Consider the following 15476-nt stretch of genomic DNA (forward strand, 5'->3'; position numbering starts at 1 on the left):
TTAATAGGTAGATACGAATGAAAACCATGAGAACTGCATTCACCTTTATCTGCGATATACACCCAATTTATCTCAACTGACTTGAGTATAGTTACCATTGTGATTTAGTTATGATTTAATCGATATCCCTTTTCAATATTACAGATAAGAGAAGTATCACTCTTACTTCACTTCTCTCACCCGCTTTAAGATCCAATGAAAATAATAACAATCATTGCGTTAAATCGGTATTAATCCAGTACTTAGAACCAGACACATTAGCATCAAGCAGCAAACCTTTTTCGCCTATTTGATAAATAGCCATTCCGCCATTATATTTCGCCGTTAACTCTGCACTCTCAGTACCCGCAACGGCACCCATTTCTGAGGTAGCTTCCCAACCATCTTTCACAAAACCATCAAATGTTTTTTGATCTTCGAAAAAGATAATTTGCTGATAGAACTTTCCGCCAAGCCCTGCAGCCAAGCCCGCACCAAACATTTTCATGTATGTACGTTTACTTGTCTTACGATTTACCGCGACACCTGCACCTTGGTTAGTATGCAACATCAATGAGAACTTTCGAGAATCAAAAACGGCATAACCATAAGCCGAATCAAACAATACTTTTGCCGAAGGTTGCTTATCAAATAATCGAGCTAGTGCAGTATCAGACATAGTATTCAATGCTTTTCGAGCTTCTTCTGGTGTCTCTGGTTCTAGCATTTCATCCAGTTTAGCTTCACCAGATTCCCATGTTTCTTTCGAAAAATCTGATACGCTATCCCATGCATCTTTGCTGGTATCACCGATAGCACTACCTAAATCCGATGCTGAATCTTTTATTTTGTCCCAGCTAGCATGAACAGGTAAAACAGATAAACCCAAAGCGATAATAATAGCTCTATATTTCACGATACTGCCCTCATATAAAAACGGTAGCCATAAGGCTACCGATTTGTAAATTAGTAAAGCTGAAGTCATTACTTCTGCTTAGGACGGAAAGGTTTAATCACTTCCTCATTGCATTCAAGGAATGGACCTTCCATCAAATCGATACAATAAGGTATAGCAGGGAATACCGCATCTAGACACTCGCGGATAGATTTTGGCTTACCCGGAAGATTGACAATCAAGCTATCGCCACGAAGACCAGCCGTTTGGCGTGATAAAATTGCAGTCGGTACAAACTTCAGCGATTCAGCACGCATTAGCTCGCCGAAACCAGGCATCATACGATCACACACAGCTTCTGTTGCTTCCGGTGTTACATCGCGCTTTGCAGGGCCTGTACCGCCAGTCGTTACAATAAGGCTACAATCTTGCTCGTCAGCCATCTTGATAAGCGTTGCTTCAATTACGTCTTGCTCATCAGGGATCACTTGGTATACAGGCTCCCAAGGCGATGTTAAGTAGTCGTTCAACGTATCGATAATTGCCTGGCCAGAAATATCTTCGTAAACACCTGCACTAGCACGGTCACTCACTGTCACAATACCGATTTTCGCTTTACTCATCTGTTATCCCTTAGACCTTAATAGATCTTATTTTGTTAGTTATTGGTGCATTGTAATCCATAATTGCCGCATAAAACGGATTACATTTATCACAATAACCAAATGAATGATTTGAAATGCAATATTAAGGAATAATCGCGTAAGGATAAAGAAAAAGAAGGTGTTTATACCCAAGCAACCTCAAGATTTAGATTCACAGTGTCTTCAATGAGAGTCTTGAAGTCATCTGGGTATACGTTAGAAACGATCATTCTTGCAATCAATGATTAATTAGCTAGAACATTCATAATGCAGATGCTAAAAATAAAACATCATTTTTTATTTCATGTCCATTCATAGACTGTGATTTAAGATTAACAGCATAAAAGAGGTCGTAATGAATACGCACAAATTGGCCAAACAATTAAAATACTCAGTTCTATTTGCTTTGGCTCTAAGTACACTTTCAGGCTGTGCACAGCTCGATGAATGGAGTAAACCCAATGTTAACGGACTACGTCAAGATCCTAGCTTCGATGTGAATGCGATTGAAAAAGGGGGCATCTCGAATATTACTATCACCTCTTCATTAAATTCCAATGAAATTACGCCTAGCGCTATTGCTCCACAATTGACTGCCGCCATTCGAGAGAAACGTTCCGACATTACAGTAAACACGAATGGACAATACAAAATTAATGCGGATGTGCTAACCAACGATATACGAAATAGTACTAACAGCAGCGATCAACTTTATAAAGTAACAACACGCTCAATAAAAGTGAACTACACCATTACAGATAAGAAGAGTAACCATACAGTCTGGACTGGAATAATAGAAACATCCCAAGATACATCGGCATCATATAAGCTTAAAAAAGATGATGGAAAAAATGAAAAGACGAGCGATAAAATATTAAATGCTTTAGTTGATAGTATGGTTGAACCTGCTGATCAGCCATTTCCCTCACCGCCAAACTTAAGTGATGTTATGCAATCAAATTTTGAAGGGTTTGCACTTAATCTGCCACAAGCTAAATAAAGTTTCACGAAATTATACCAAATATAACGTGTAGGCATTCAATCTTTACTTGATCTTAAAAACGGTAGCGATAAGGTTACCGTTTTTAAATATTCAAAATTAGCAATTAGCAATTAGCAATTAGCAATTAGCAATGGAAACATCATTTTGGGCTGCAAACTGCTTGGCCAATGCATGCTCAACCAACGCTTGTCTATAAGCAACCAGATCAGAGATTAAACCCAATTTAATATCATGCTGCTTCGAGAAAACATCTAAATCCAAACGTCGAGCCATTGTGCCATCATCATTCATTATCTCTACAATGACACTCGCAGGCTCATAACCAGCCAACATAGCGAGATCACAACCAGCTTCTGTATGTCCTTCTCTGACTAATACCCCACCGTCACGTGCCATTAGTGGAAAAATATGGCCAGGTTTCGTTAAATCAGCAGGCACAGCATCTGCTTTTACTGCCGTTTGTATAGTCAATGCACGATCATGCGCTGAGATACCGGTTGTAACACCTTTTGCAGCTTCAATCGAAACGGTGAAGTTTGTACCATAGGGATCAGAACTGTCTTGTACCATTAACGGTAATTCTAAATGCCGGCAACGCTCTTGAGTTAACGTTAAACAAATAAGACCTCGACCGTTTTTCGCCATAAAGTTGATATCACCAGAAGAAACACATTCCGCCGCCATAACAAGGTCCCCCTCATTTTCTCGACCTTCATCATCCATCAAGATAACCATCTTACCTTGGCGAATATCTTCTATGATGTGTTCAATTTTACTGATTGTCATTGTGACGTCCTTTCCCTATTTAATTACGCTGGTTTACAGTAACGAATGGATGAACGAGACCTTGCTCAAAACACCCCATATATAAACCAAATTGTCCGTGACCATCTTCATTAATGTAACGCGTTAGAATCTGATTAATTGCAGGATAAGTCAGCTCAGACCAAGGTACTTGGCTCTTATCGACAAATTCAATTTCTGATGTCTCTTCGCCAAAAGGCATAATAAAATCAATAAACCTTGCGCGGAAAATAATATAGACTTGATTCATGTGCGGTACACTAAAAATAGAATAAGGTCCTAGCACTTCAACTTCAGCTCCAGTTTCTTCTAATACTTCACGTGTCGCTGCTTGTTCAACGGTTTCTCCATTTTCCATGAACCCAGCAGGAATACTCCACTTTCCAACCATGGGTTCAACAGCACGTTTACCAAGTAAAAATTTACCTTGATGCTCAATAATACAGCCCGCAATAATCGTCGGGTTCTGATAAACCACATGCCCACAAGATTGACATGTTGGTCTCGGATGAGTATCACCAGCAGGCACCATAGCCTTCACACCTGTTGAGCCACATTGAGAGCAATATTTAATGGTTTTATGTAGCATGGTTGCCTCCTGCATGCGCTAGATAAGATAAACGAGGTCTCGCTCCTACCTTATTTAATAAACCTTTAATCGTTTAATTTTTAATCTTCTTTATTTTCACTGTCATATTCTTCAATAACACTCGCGGCTGTTCTAAATGCATCGATAGCGGCAGGTACCCCGCAATAAATGGCGGTTTGTAGCAGAACTTCACGAATTTCTTCTTTCGTGCATCCGTTATTTAAAGCACCACGAACGTGTAGCTTCAATTCATGAGGGCGATTAAGTGCGGTAATCATTGCAAGGTTAATCATACTGCGGGTTTTCAACGGTAATGTATCGCGCCCCCACACTTCACCCCAGCAATATTCTGTCACTAACTTTTGCATTGGCATTGTAAAGTCAGTCGCATTCTCTAAAGAAGCTTCAACATATTCAGCACCTAATACTTTCTTACGAATTTCTAATCCTTTCTCAAATTTATCAGACATTATTCCTCCCTTTATTAACTATTTATCGCATTCCATTTACTCACGAATACACCATTAATTATTGAGGCCTACCATTCGACCTCAATAATTTAAAATAACTGCTTATATTTAATACCGCTAAACCTTATAGACCGCCCATTAGCATGTACTTTGTTTCCATATAATCACAAATCCCTTGTCGAGCACCTTCACGACCGAGACCTGATTCTTTCACACCACCAAAAGGGGCAACTTCAGTAGAAATTAACCCTTCATTAATACCCACCATCCCGAACTCTAGGCTTTCACCCATACGCCATGCACGCTTTAATGAGCGCGTATAGACATACGACGCCAAACCAGAATCAGTACTGTTAGCACGAGCAATGACTTCATCTTCTGTTGTAAAGCTAAATACTGCAGCCAGAGGACCAAACGTTTCTTCAGTAGCAACACGCATTTCATCGGTAACATGTGTAATAACATGTGGAGGGAAGAAGTTCGTTGATGGATCCGCTTTTTCACCGAATGCTAAAGTTGCCCCTTTTTCTAAGGCATCTGTTACATGACTTTGTACTTTTTCAGCAGATGCTCGATTAATTAATGGACCGATTGTCGCGCCATCGGTAAAACCATCAGCCATTTTTAGTGTTGATACTCGCTGAACCAGCTTTTCAACAAAGACGTCATACACTGTTTCATGTACATACAAACGGTTTGCACACACACAGGTTTGACCTGCATTACGGAACTTGGCAACCATAACGCCATCAATAGCGGCATCCAGATCGGCATCGTCAAAAATGATAAATGGTGCATTACCACCGAGCTCTAGCGATAATTTTTTCACTGTTGGAGCCGACTGTGCCATTAGCAACTTACCAACCGCCGTTGACCCCGTAAAAGAGATTTTCTTTACCACTTTACTCTTTGTCAGCTCACCACCAATAGCCACAGCATCACCCGTGATAACGTTGAATAATCCTGCTGGTAATCCTGCACGTTCGGCAAGTTCAGCCAATGCAAAAGCACTAAATGGGGTGTCTGGCGCTGGTTTTAGTACAACAGCACAACCTGCCGCAAATGCAGGGCCACATTTACGAGTAATCATTGCTGCTGGGAAATTCCACGGTGTAATCGCGCCAACAACACCAATAGGTTCTTTTGACACGACAATTCGAGCATCGGTTTTGTGGCTCGGAATGATTTCACCGTATGTACGTTTCGCTTCTTCGGCAAACCATTCAATAAAGTTAGCAGCGTAAACCACTTCACCCTTGGCTTCTGCAAATGGCTTACCTTGCTCAGTTGTCATGATTGTCGCGAGATCATCGACATTTTCTAAAATAAGCTCATACCATTTACGTAACGTATTTGAACGCTCTTTGGCTGACACTTTTTTCCAACTTAAAAATGCTTGCTGGGCAACTTCAATAGCGTGCAGGGTTTCTTCATGCCCCATAATAGGTGCATAACCAATAACCTCGCCCGTCGATGGATTAGTAACAGGCTCTACATTGCCATTTTCAGCTGTTACCCATTGACCTGCGATATAACATTTTTGCTTAAACAAACTTGGATCATTCAGATTCACTTGGAATTTCCTTTCGACAGTGCACAAATTAATGGCTTAAATTTTAATAACATCGTATTCATCACAAAAGTGAACACTGTTCACAATGCTATGTTATTAGCTCATTTCAGGCAAGCTTGCCATCTTACTTCGGCAATACAATAACGGATGTTGCTCATCTGTATTCGCCAGTAAAGCATTAATGACTTGCCCAACGAGAATAGCATGGTCACCACCGGCATAGTCGTTCCATAACTCACATTCAAGAACGGCTAATGCCCCTTTAATAATAGGTAAGCCATGCTCACTTTTCTGTATATCTAACCCTTCTGATTTATCGATACCCTTTTTGGCAAATTGGTATGCCACAGCCTGCTGGTCATCCGCTAATATATGAATTGCGAACTTCTTTGTATCACGGATAACAGGATAAGAATCAGATGTATAACTTGGGCATACCAGCACCAATGCTGGGTCCATCGACAGCGCACTGAAAGCACTCGCAGTAAATCCGACGACATCACCCATATCGTTAAAGGCTGTAATAACAGTTACGCCCGTTGGAAATTGACCCATAATATTTTTATAAAGATCGTGTGAAACCATGATATTACTCCTAGCGCATAATAAATGGGTCAGCCATTGGCTCTGACGAGGTATTAATCCAAACAGTTTTTATCTGTGTGAACTCATTAATAGAATCGATACCACATTCACGCCCATAACCACTTTGTCCGTATCCGCCTATGGGTGCCGATGCTGATACTGCTCGGTATGTATTCACCCATACAATGCCAGAGCGAATACCTTTAATCATGCGGTGTGCTTTCGCGAGGTTTTGCGTCCAAATACCCGCAGCAAGGCCATATTTAGAATCATTCGCCATTGCTAAAGCTTCAGCTTCATCTTTAAATGGAATAACCGCCGCAACAGGACCAAAGACCTCTTCTTGCATTAAGGTGTCGTTGTTGCTGTTACATTCCAGAATTGTTGGGGTATAGAACCAACCAGATTGAATATCAGCACGCTTTCCACCGGTGCGTAATTTAGCCCCTTCGGTTAAGGCAACATCAACAAAACGTTCAACAATAGCGAGCTGAGAAGCCGTTGCCATCGGTCCCATTTCAGTTTCAATATGACTAGGGTCACCAACAACAATACGTTCTGCACGTTCAGTTAAACGCGTGACAAATTCTTCATAAATATCTTCTTGAACAAGAAGGCGCGATCCAGATACACAGCTTTGCCCTGCTGCGGCAAAAATACCTGCAACAGCCCCATTAACAGCACTGTCGATATCAGCATCATTAAAAATGATATTTGGTGATTTCCCACCAAGTTCAAGTGATAACTTGGCATAGTTTTCGGCTGAATTTCGAATAACATGCTTAGCACTTTCACTTCCGCCAGTAAATGCAATTTTCTTCACTAAAGGATGGCGAGTTAGTGCGTCACCACAAGGTAAACCGTAACCTGTAATAACATTAAGAGCACCTGCAGGAAAACCCGCTTCTAATGCCAACTTACCTAATTCAAGTAAGGTTGCTGAGGCATGCTCTGACGGCTTCAATACCACGGTATTACCCGTTGCTAATGCCGGAGCAATCTTAATTGCGGTTAAATATAACGGCGAATTCCAAGGAATAATGCCGGCAATAACCCCTAACGGTTCTCGCACGGTATAGCCAAATAAGTCTGGCTTATCTAACGATAATGTCTCACCTTCAACTTTGTCGGCAAGGCCTGCATAGTAATAGAAAAATTCTGGTAAATAGCCAACTTGACCTAAGGTTTCACGAATCAACTTACCATTATCTTTACTTTCTAACTGCGCAAGTTTTTCTTTATTTTCACCCACTAAATCACCAAGCTTACGCAGTAGTTTTCCGCGTTGACTTGCGGTCATGAGTCTCCACTCATCAGATTCGAAAGCGGCGTGCGCAGAACGAACAGCATCATCTACATCATTAGCATCTGCGAAAGGAAATTCACCCCACACTTGCTCTGTTGCAGGATTAATACTTTCAAATGTTTTTCCGCTTTTTGCGTCAATCCATTGTCCATTAATTAGCATCTGAAATTGTTCACGCACCATTAGCTACCTCCTGTAGTGTTACCTGTTCTTTTTGATGAGAAAGAAAATCCATGAGCATATCGTTCACCAAACTAGGGGCTTCCACGACCATCATGTGGCGTTGCTCTTCTAAAATAATGACTTTGGCATTAGGCATCCGTTTTGCCATGTCATACGCCATTGTTGGTGTAGAACCAATATCGAGGTCACCCGTTGAAATTAATGTGGGCACTGTAATTTTCTCAATAATACCAAACCCATAATTATCACTTTGACCAAATAACTGATAGGTTCGTAAATAACCAATTTTGTTATTCGTGACTATACGCTCACGGAATGCTTTTATTTGTGCAGGATTTGCACCGCGATACTCTTTACTAAACCAACGATCAATTGCAGCATCCACATTGGCAACCGGGCCAAACTTTTCAACTTCAACACAACGTGACAACACATTTTCGCGTTGAGATTCAGTGCGATTAAATACGCTATTTAGTACTATCAATTTAGCTACACGATGCTGATACTTCAGCGCAAAAGCTCTTGCTACTAAACCACCCATAGAAAAGCCAATAACAGTTACTGGCTTATTAAGCTCTAAGTGAACAACTAATCGTTCTAATTGATCGGCATAATCATCTAATGTGGCGCCTTCTGTTGGGTTTTGACTATTACCATGCCCCAACATATCGTAGCTAATAACTTGATAGTGTGGAGATAGCCCTGCAACCTGCCCTCCCCACATGGATTTATCCAGACCTACACCATGAATGAAGATGACGGGGTCGCCATCTCCACATGAAAAGTAGCTGGTTCCCTCAACTAATTTCATGTTAAATATCCTTATTACTGCTGCTCGTTAGCAAGATCTTTCAAGTCTTCATAACGATTACCAATGCGGGGATGTACACGACCGCCATCAGATGCACCTAATACCACAACAATCTCGTTTGCTGCTGGCGCATCTGCAATATTCATTTCCAGAGTAATATAGTGTGAACGCATGCCTTCATCGTCTTTATGCATCATAGGTACTTGAATTGAAGTACCGCCCGAGCCGCGTTTATTGGTAAAGCATAAATAGCTTTTCGCGTTAACAGCATCACGATAGTGATTACCAAAACGTAATGTATGGATCACCCCTGAAGCATGCTCAATTTCGCCTTCCATACCTACAACGGCTGATTTTCCGTACGCTTCTATGTTTTCACTTCCGCCCATGATTCCGACTAATTTATCGACAATTAGTGCACCTAATTCAGAACAACCATCAAGAATTTCAGGCTTCAAATCATCAACAAAACCTTTTCCATGCCATGGATTTTCAATCACTGCCGCAACAGCTGCCATTCTCACTGGACGATCTGCCTTTTTACCGCCTTCAATGATTACTTCTTCCACATAAGTACAAATTTTTCTGATTTTAAAAGCCATTGGTTGTTCCTTTCTGTTGTTTTGTCATTCACCAGTCTTATTAGACATGTTGAATCTCTGGGTTATCAATCTACGTATTATGGTATACCACGCAAATTGTGAGAAATGAAAGCATAAGTTAACAAGAATAATTTAAAATGGCATAAAGAAAAGGCAAAATACATTTAAAAATTATAGCCTTAACACGAAAAACCAAAATTATCAGCTAACAGAGGAATTTATCATTAATCTAACAACGATCACAATTTGTTAAATTTATTAACAGAGTTGTTTGTATGGTAAATACTTAAAAATATCGATAAACAAATAAATAACAACAACTTAAGCAAATTACTATGTAACAACAGTGTTAAATTTAATGGTTGAAGTGTGTTTTTACGGTGTTATGGTATACCAAGAAATCAGGTAAGATATTCACCTCATAACGATGGTGAACAATAATAAGGGGTGTCGAAAGTGAAAGCTGCTTATTGGCGGCTGCAGTTTTACTTAGACACGATCATACAGCGCATAAAGGAGCAATCCTGCTATGATATCCAGTAACAAAATGGTTAACCAACACGGATTTTTTAAAGGTGTTAACCAAACGATCACCGTCGCTTCATTAAGTATGGTATTCGCATTTGTACTCTTTTCAGTGGTACAAATTGATCTCGCCAACTCAGTCTATAGTGGTGTAAAACAATGGATAACCAGTAATTTAGGTTGGTATTACATTGCTATCGTTTCTGCCATCTTTGTATTTTCTGTTTGGGTAACATTCAGTAAATTTGGCAATATTCGTTTAGGAAAAGACACAGACAGACCGGAGTTTAACAACTTCACGTGGTTTGCAATGCTATTCAGTGCTGCGGTTGGTACGGGTTTAATGTTCTGGAGTATTGCAGAGCCATTAACCTATATCCAAGGCAACCCTTTTGCTGAAATGGCCAATGTTGCTGCAAATACACCAGATGCAGCCCAAATAGGAATGCGTATTACCACATTTCATTGGGGTCTAAGCGCTTGGAGTGTGTACGTACTGGTTGGTTTAATTTTGGCTTACTTTGCCTACCGTAAAGGGCTTCCTCTCACCATTCGCTCTGCTTTATACCCAATTTTAGGGGAGCGTATTTATGGGCCTATCGGCCATGCCGTAGATATGCTTGCTATTTTCAGTACACTTTTTGGTACAGCCACCACATTAGGTTTGGGTGTATCGCAAATGAATGCAGGTCTTAACTACTTATTTGGTATAGAAATCAACTCTATAAACCAATTAACTCTGATTGTTGTTGTTGGATCTATTGCTACATTCTCGGCAGTATCTGGGCTACAAAAAGGAATAAGATTACTCAGTGAATGGAATATACGCATCAGTCTTGTACTTTTTGCTTTTTTCCTTATCGCAGGTCCTACGGCTTATTTGTTTGGCTCTTTCTTTACCAACATGGGTGATTATCTTTCAAACTTTATTTCAATGTCTTTATGGGTCGATCCAGATCCAGAACGTCAATGGCAAGGTTGGTGGACAATCTTCTATTGGGGATGGTGGCTAAGTTGGGGTCCTTACGTGGGTATCTTCATAGCTCGAATCTCTAAAGGACGTACAGTAAAAGAGTTAATGTTAGGCGGAATTTTATCAAGCACGTTGGGCGCATTCACATGGATCACCATAATGGGTGGCACTGCAACCTACCTTGAATTATACAGCGCAAATGACTTAGTTAGCGTAGTTAATCAAAATCTTACTATGGTGTTATACAGCACAATTGAAGCCATCAATGTTAGCTGGTTAACCTGGCCTATGGCTGCCTTAGCAACAATCATGATTATCTCATGGTTTGTTACATCAGCAGATTCAGCAACACTTGTCATGTGCACCATTTTATCGATGGGAGACAAAAGTCCACCAGTAAAAATGCGCGTAATCTGGGGGGCAGGTCTTGCGGCTGTTGCAGGTATTCTGTTGGTTGCTGGTGGTTTAGAAGGGCTACAAGCAGCATCAATTGCAGCGGCTCTCCCATTCTCGTTAGTTCTTATTGTTATGGCCTACTGCCTAGTAAAAGATTTGTACTCCAGTACCAAATATCAAGAAACACCCAACATTATACCGCCCAAATTAAAGCCTGAATTGGCTTAAGAGATAGCGTTACAACATACAAACATTATATAAAAAATTTAAACCAAAAGATTGAGGCTGAACTTTCAGCCTCAATCAACACACTGTAATAAGGATGATTACCATGAAATTTTCTCTGTTTTTGCACATGGAACGCTACGACCAGGACAAGAGCCACAAGCAATCTTTGGCAGAACTGACTGAGCTCGTGCAGATCGCTGAAGAAGGCGGTTTTGAAGCAGCATGGATTGGTGAACACCATGCGATGGAATTTACCATTGCACCTAACCCTCTTGCTTTTATTACATACCTTGCCACCCATACAAGTAAAATTCGCCTTGGGGCCGGTACTTTTATTGCACCTTTCTGGCACCCTGTAAAACTGGCAGGTGAAGCAGCACTTGCTGATATTATGTGTGATGGTCGTTTAGAGTTTGGTATTGCTCGTGGCGCTTACCAAGCAGAGTTTGACCGTTTAATGAATGGTATGCCAGCAGCTGATGGCGGTAAGTACTTGCGTGAAATGATCCCAGCACTACAAGGTCTATGGACTGGCGATTACGCACATGAAGGTGAACTATACCAATTCCCAACATCCACTAGCGTACCAAAACCACTGCAACAGCCTCACCCACCAATGTGGGTTGCTGCTCGCGATCCGGATTCACATAATTTTGCTATCAGTAATAATTGCAATGTTATGGTTACACCACTTCAAAAGAATGATGATGAAGTGCAAGAGCTAATGACCAAATACAACGAAGCATTAAGCAACAATGCAGTCGCTCAGGCAGACTCTCGTCTAATGTTATTACGCCATACATTCGTTGGTGATTCTGAGCAAGACCTGCAAACAGGTACAGATGCCCTCCACCACTGGTATTCAATGTTTATGGCATGGGCACGTAATAACCAAACACCTGAAGCCGGCTTTGTTAATCGCTTAACAGAAGAAGAACTTGGCGATAGTTTTAGCAAAGAAACTTTGCGTAATAACCTAGTGGTAGGATCGCCAGAAGAAGTAACAGCACGCCTAAAATATTATGAAAAACTGGGTGTTAGCCAATACAGCTACTGGGCAGACAACAGCCTAAGTTTTGAAGAAAAGAAAAAGTCATTACGTTTATTCATTGAAAAAGTCATGCCTGCTTTTCAATAATATTAATGTCCATGATTCACGCTAAGTGACATCTGCTTTGCCCCACTTTATGGTGGGGCCTTTTTAAAACCTAGCCATCAATGGATATTCCACACTGTAGGACACATCAGATGAAAGGATATTGGATTGCTCATGTAACGGTACATGATCCTCAAAAATACACTCGATACACCGAGTTAGCTCCTGCCGCATTTCAGCAATTCAACGCAATATTGTTGGCCCGCGGTGGACGTTACCAACAACTTGAAGGGGGCGACAATCAGCGCCATGTTATTATTGAATTTCCCTCTTATGATACAGCTTTAAACTGCTACCACTCTGAAAACTATCAACTAGCCGCCTCTTTTAGACAGCACATCGCAACGGCACATATTACCATTATTGAAGGGCTATAATCTGGTATACCAACCATATCAATTGATAGCAGTTATGGGTACTATAGAAAAAGTATAAATGCTCATCGTATTTAATTAATTAGTTGATCGACCTTTCTAGCTTTAAGCGTATGATTAGCTGATATAAATAAGATCATAGTGTTTTTTATCGTGAATATTAATCTGACGCATAAAATAACGCTGCTGCATTTATACTGTTATAGATATGAAGATTAGATACTTATCTACCGGATAGTATCAATACTAAATAATTAGAACTTGCGGGTAAGTTAAGCAAGCAGATGAATAACAGCCGTGTTTGTCTATAAGAATAATGAGAGAGAATTATGCTAAGGCAGCCTGCCAACTTAATGAAGATTGACAACAATAGAGTGACTCTTAGGGAAAAGGTACTCGTCACCCTTCGCCATGCTATTTTAAACTTCCAATTTATGCCAGGTGATCGCCTCGTTGAGCGTGATCTTTGCGATCTTCTTGGTGTAAGTCGTACATCTGTTCGTGAGGCATTACGCCACTTAGAATCAGAGGGGCTCGTTGATTACCTTGAAAATAAAGGCCCTATCGTTACACAATTAACGCTTGAATCAGCAAAAGAAATATATGAATTACGTGCCAGTTTAGAAAGCCTTATTGTTCAGCTTTATACGCTTAATGCATCCGATACTCAGCTACAAATGTTAGAAACAACATTACATTTACTGACTCGTCGATTAACGATGGGCAATGTTGCAAATATTTTAGACAGCGTAAATGATTTCTATGAACTACTTTATGAAGGTTGTGGAAACCAAACAGCAGCCAAGCTGTTGCGTCAACAGCAAGCACGGGTAAACCTGTTACGTGCAACATCGGTATCGCAAGAAAATAGATATATGGAAAGCATTGAAGAAATGAGTGCTATTGTTCAAGCAATCAAGAGCCGAGATTTACAAGCTGCTCATCAAGCATGTATTAACCATGTTCGTCGTGCATCCGAAGTTGCCTTATCTGCGATGGCAGCCAAGGAAGGTGTCACTCACACCCCTCAAATCTTTGTGTCAGAACAACACATCTAAACAACATATCAAACCAACGAGTGCTATTGATAGAATAGCGCTCGTCCGTTGCTTCTCTCTAACTGCGCACCACTAGCACCAACGGCGAACTTCGCTGCAATACTTCTTGTAATCATCTCCAAATATAGCGGTAAGCACTTCCTCTTCAGGCTCGATTTGAAAGTTATTCATGAAAAAGAAAAAGATACCAAGCATCAAAAAACACGATATTGCGCCAAAGTAAAAGACTGCGGCTAATTGAAATAGCACTAACCCTAAATACATAGGGTTACGAGAATAACGGTATATTCCAGAGGTAATAAGACGAGATGCCTTTTGTGGTTTTCTTGGATCAATCGATGTTCTAGCTTTTGCAAACGAAACAATGCCAGCTAACCCAAGGATAGCGCCTAAAAAACAAGATATAAGAACAACAAAAGATTGTCCAGGAAAAACGAACACCCAAAGCGGCCAATACATTGTCAATAAATACATTCCGCCCAAAGATAGCAACAGCAATAGCGGTGGTGGTAGTTTAAGACTCATAAAGAAACTCCATATATATCGCTGAATTCAATAAATTAGTGCAACTCTAGTACAATAAATCGACGTTATAAACTAAGTATATAGCGCCATACCCTATCTATTGATGCACGGTGCAAATAATAACAAGCATACAGATTTAACTTAGAAATACGGCGATAAGTCGCATAAATAGTACAAGTATTTTACCGATATTATATTGCCAGAACTAAGTAAGACTTATAAAATCAGCCCGCTTTCTCATTTACTGTTTTCCATGTGTTATCGAGATAATTTTTATGCAAGAATTGAAATACCTCCAAGGTTACTCTTCTGATTTGACTAGCCAAGTACAGCAACTGATTGATAGTCAAAAGCTTGAAGCATTATTACTAAAGAAGTATCCCGAGAATCACAACATTAAAACAGAAAAAGCCCTGTATGATTATGTTGTTGAAATTAAAAACCAATACTTAAAGAAATCGGCCCCTATTAGTAAGGTTGCATACGATAACAAGATTAACGTTATTCACCATGCTTTAGGTCTTCATACATTTATCTCTCGAGTACAAGGTGGAAAACTAAAATCTAAACACGAAATCCGTGTTGCTTCAGTATTTAAAGACGCACCATTAGCATTTTTACGAATGATCGTCGTGCATGAACTTGCTCACCTTCGAGAAAAAGATCACAACAAATCTTTCTATCAATTATGTTGCCACATAGAGCCTAATTATCACCAATTAGAATTTGATATGCGTTTATACCTAACTCAGCTAGATATTTCTCGCAGTTCAAAATACCAGCCCCATTAATACACC

16 protein-coding genes and 1 pseudogene are annotated in these 15476 nt (G+C 40.3%); 6 read left to right on the forward strand and 11 right to left on the reverse strand.

Features of this window, described 5'->3' with window-relative positions; all coding sequences use genetic code 11:
- Nucleotides 1-211: 211 nt before the first annotated feature.
- Both C9J48_RS04920 and mog read right to left on the reverse strand, forming a co-directional pair.
- Nucleotides 212-898, reverse strand: a complete 687-nt coding sequence (locus C9J48_RS04920) for a lipid-binding SYLF domain-containing protein (protein ID WP_207383097.1) — start codon at nt 896-898, stop codon at nt 212-214.
- Between the two features lie 65 nt (nt 899-963).
- Nucleotides 964-1497: a molybdopterin adenylyltransferase gene (gene mog / locus C9J48_RS04925; protein WP_006229354.1), complete on the reverse strand. Its 534-nt coding sequence runs from the start codon at nt 1495-1497 to the stop codon at nt 964-966.
- Between the two features lie 376 nt (nt 1498-1873).
- On the opposite strand from mog, the gene C9J48_RS04930 reads away from it, so the two are divergent.
- Nucleotides 1874-2518, forward strand: coding sequence for a hypothetical protein (locus C9J48_RS04930; protein ID WP_006229353.1), 645 nt, complete (start codon nt 1874-1876; stop codon nt 2516-2518).
- Between the two features lie 192 nt (nt 2519-2710).
- Here C9J48_RS04930 and ribB read toward each other — a convergent pair.
- The 8 genes and pseudogenes from ribB to C9J48_RS04970 form a co-directional block, all read right to left on the reverse strand.
- A pseudogene (gene ribB / locus C9J48_RS04935) lies at nt 2711-3307 on the reverse strand (3,4-dihydroxy-2-butanone-4-phosphate synthase); the annotation flags it as partial.
- A 19-nt stretch (nt 3308-3326) separates the two neighbouring features.
- Nucleotides 3327-3914: an NUDIX hydrolase gene (locus C9J48_RS04940; protein WP_006229351.1), complete on the reverse strand. Its 588-nt coding sequence runs from the start codon at nt 3912-3914 to the stop codon at nt 3327-3329.
- 80 nt (nt 3915-3994) lie between these two features.
- On the reverse strand, nt 3995-4384 hold the full coding sequence (locus tag C9J48_RS04945) for a carboxymuconolactone decarboxylase family protein (RefSeq protein WP_006229350.1): 390 nt from the start codon (nt 4382-4384) through the stop codon (nt 3995-3997).
- A gap of 124 nt (nt 4385-4508) precedes the next feature.
- Nucleotides 4509-5957: an NAD-dependent succinate-semialdehyde dehydrogenase gene (locus C9J48_RS04950; protein WP_006229349.1), complete on the reverse strand. Its 1449-nt coding sequence runs from the start codon at nt 5955-5957 to the stop codon at nt 4509-4511.
- 96 nt (nt 5958-6053) lie between these two features.
- Nucleotides 6054-6542, reverse strand: coding sequence for a flavin reductase family protein (locus tag C9J48_RS04955; protein ID WP_006229348.1), 489 nt, complete (start codon nt 6540-6542; stop codon nt 6054-6056).
- A 10-nt stretch (nt 6543-6552) separates the two neighbouring features.
- On the reverse strand, nt 6553-8031 hold the full coding sequence (locus C9J48_RS04960) for an aldehyde dehydrogenase (protein WP_006229347.1): 1479 nt from the start codon (nt 8029-8031) through the stop codon (nt 6553-6555).
- The gene (locus tag C9J48_RS04965) at nt 8021-8842 is read right to left on the reverse strand and encodes an alpha/beta fold hydrolase (RefSeq protein ID WP_006229346.1); all 822 of its coding nucleotides are present in this window, start codon (nt 8840-8842) and stop codon (nt 8021-8023) included. The genes C9J48_RS04960 and C9J48_RS04965 overlap by 11 nt, the downstream gene beginning before the upstream one ends.
- Before the next feature lie 14 nt (nt 8843-8856).
- Nucleotides 8857-9444 carry an amino acid synthesis family protein gene (locus C9J48_RS04970; RefSeq protein ID WP_006229345.1) on the reverse strand — a complete coding sequence of 196 codons (588 nt, stop codon included), beginning with the start codon at nt 9442-9444 and terminating at the stop codon, nt 8857-8859.
- Between the two features lie 529 nt (nt 9445-9973).
- Between C9J48_RS04970 and C9J48_RS04975 the strand changes: the two genes are divergently transcribed.
- The 4 genes from C9J48_RS04975 to C9J48_RS04990 all read left to right on the forward strand — a co-directional run bounded on the left by C9J48_RS04975 (nt 9974) and on the right by C9J48_RS04990 (nt 14154).
- Nucleotides 9974-11566 carry a BCCT family transporter gene (locus tag C9J48_RS04975; protein WP_006229344.1) on the forward strand — a complete coding sequence of 531 codons (1593 nt, stop codon included), beginning with the start codon at nt 9974-9976 and terminating at the stop codon, nt 11564-11566.
- A gap of 103 nt (nt 11567-11669) precedes the next feature.
- Nucleotides 11670-12704 (forward strand): LLM class flavin-dependent oxidoreductase, encoded by a 1035-nt coding sequence (locus C9J48_RS04980; RefSeq protein WP_006229343.1) that lies wholly within the window; start codon nt 11670-11672, stop codon nt 12702-12704.
- Between the two features lie 110 nt (nt 12705-12814).
- Nucleotides 12815-13099, forward strand: coding sequence for a DUF1330 domain-containing protein (locus C9J48_RS04985; protein ID WP_006229342.1), 285 nt, complete (start codon nt 12815-12817; stop codon nt 13097-13099).
- Between the two features lie 326 nt (nt 13100-13425).
- On the forward strand, nt 13426-14154 hold the full coding sequence (locus C9J48_RS04990) for a GntR family transcriptional regulator (RefSeq protein ID WP_036802624.1): 729 nt from the start codon (nt 13426-13428) through the stop codon (nt 14152-14154).
- A 72-nt stretch (nt 14155-14226) separates the two neighbouring features.
- Here the strand turns inward: C9J48_RS04990 and C9J48_RS04995 are convergent, their stop codons facing one another.
- Nucleotides 14227-14679 (reverse strand): methyltransferase family protein, encoded by a 453-nt coding sequence (locus tag C9J48_RS04995; RefSeq protein ID WP_006229340.1) that lies wholly within the window; start codon nt 14677-14679, stop codon nt 14227-14229.
- A gap of 275 nt (nt 14680-14954) precedes the next feature.
- Here C9J48_RS04995 and C9J48_RS05000 point away from each other — a divergent pair, with 275 nt between their 5' ends.
- Complete coding sequence (locus C9J48_RS05000) at nt 14955-15470, forward strand: YgjP-like metallopeptidase domain-containing protein (RefSeq protein ID WP_006229339.1); 516 nt, start codon at nt 14955-14957, stop codon at nt 15468-15470.
- Nucleotides 15471-15476 lie beyond the last annotated feature (6 nt).

Origin of the sequence: Photobacterium profundum, from assembly GCF_003026285.1 — a bacterium.
Classification (GTDB): Bacteria; Pseudomonadota; Gammaproteobacteria; order Enterobacterales; family Vibrionaceae; genus Photobacterium; species Photobacterium profundum.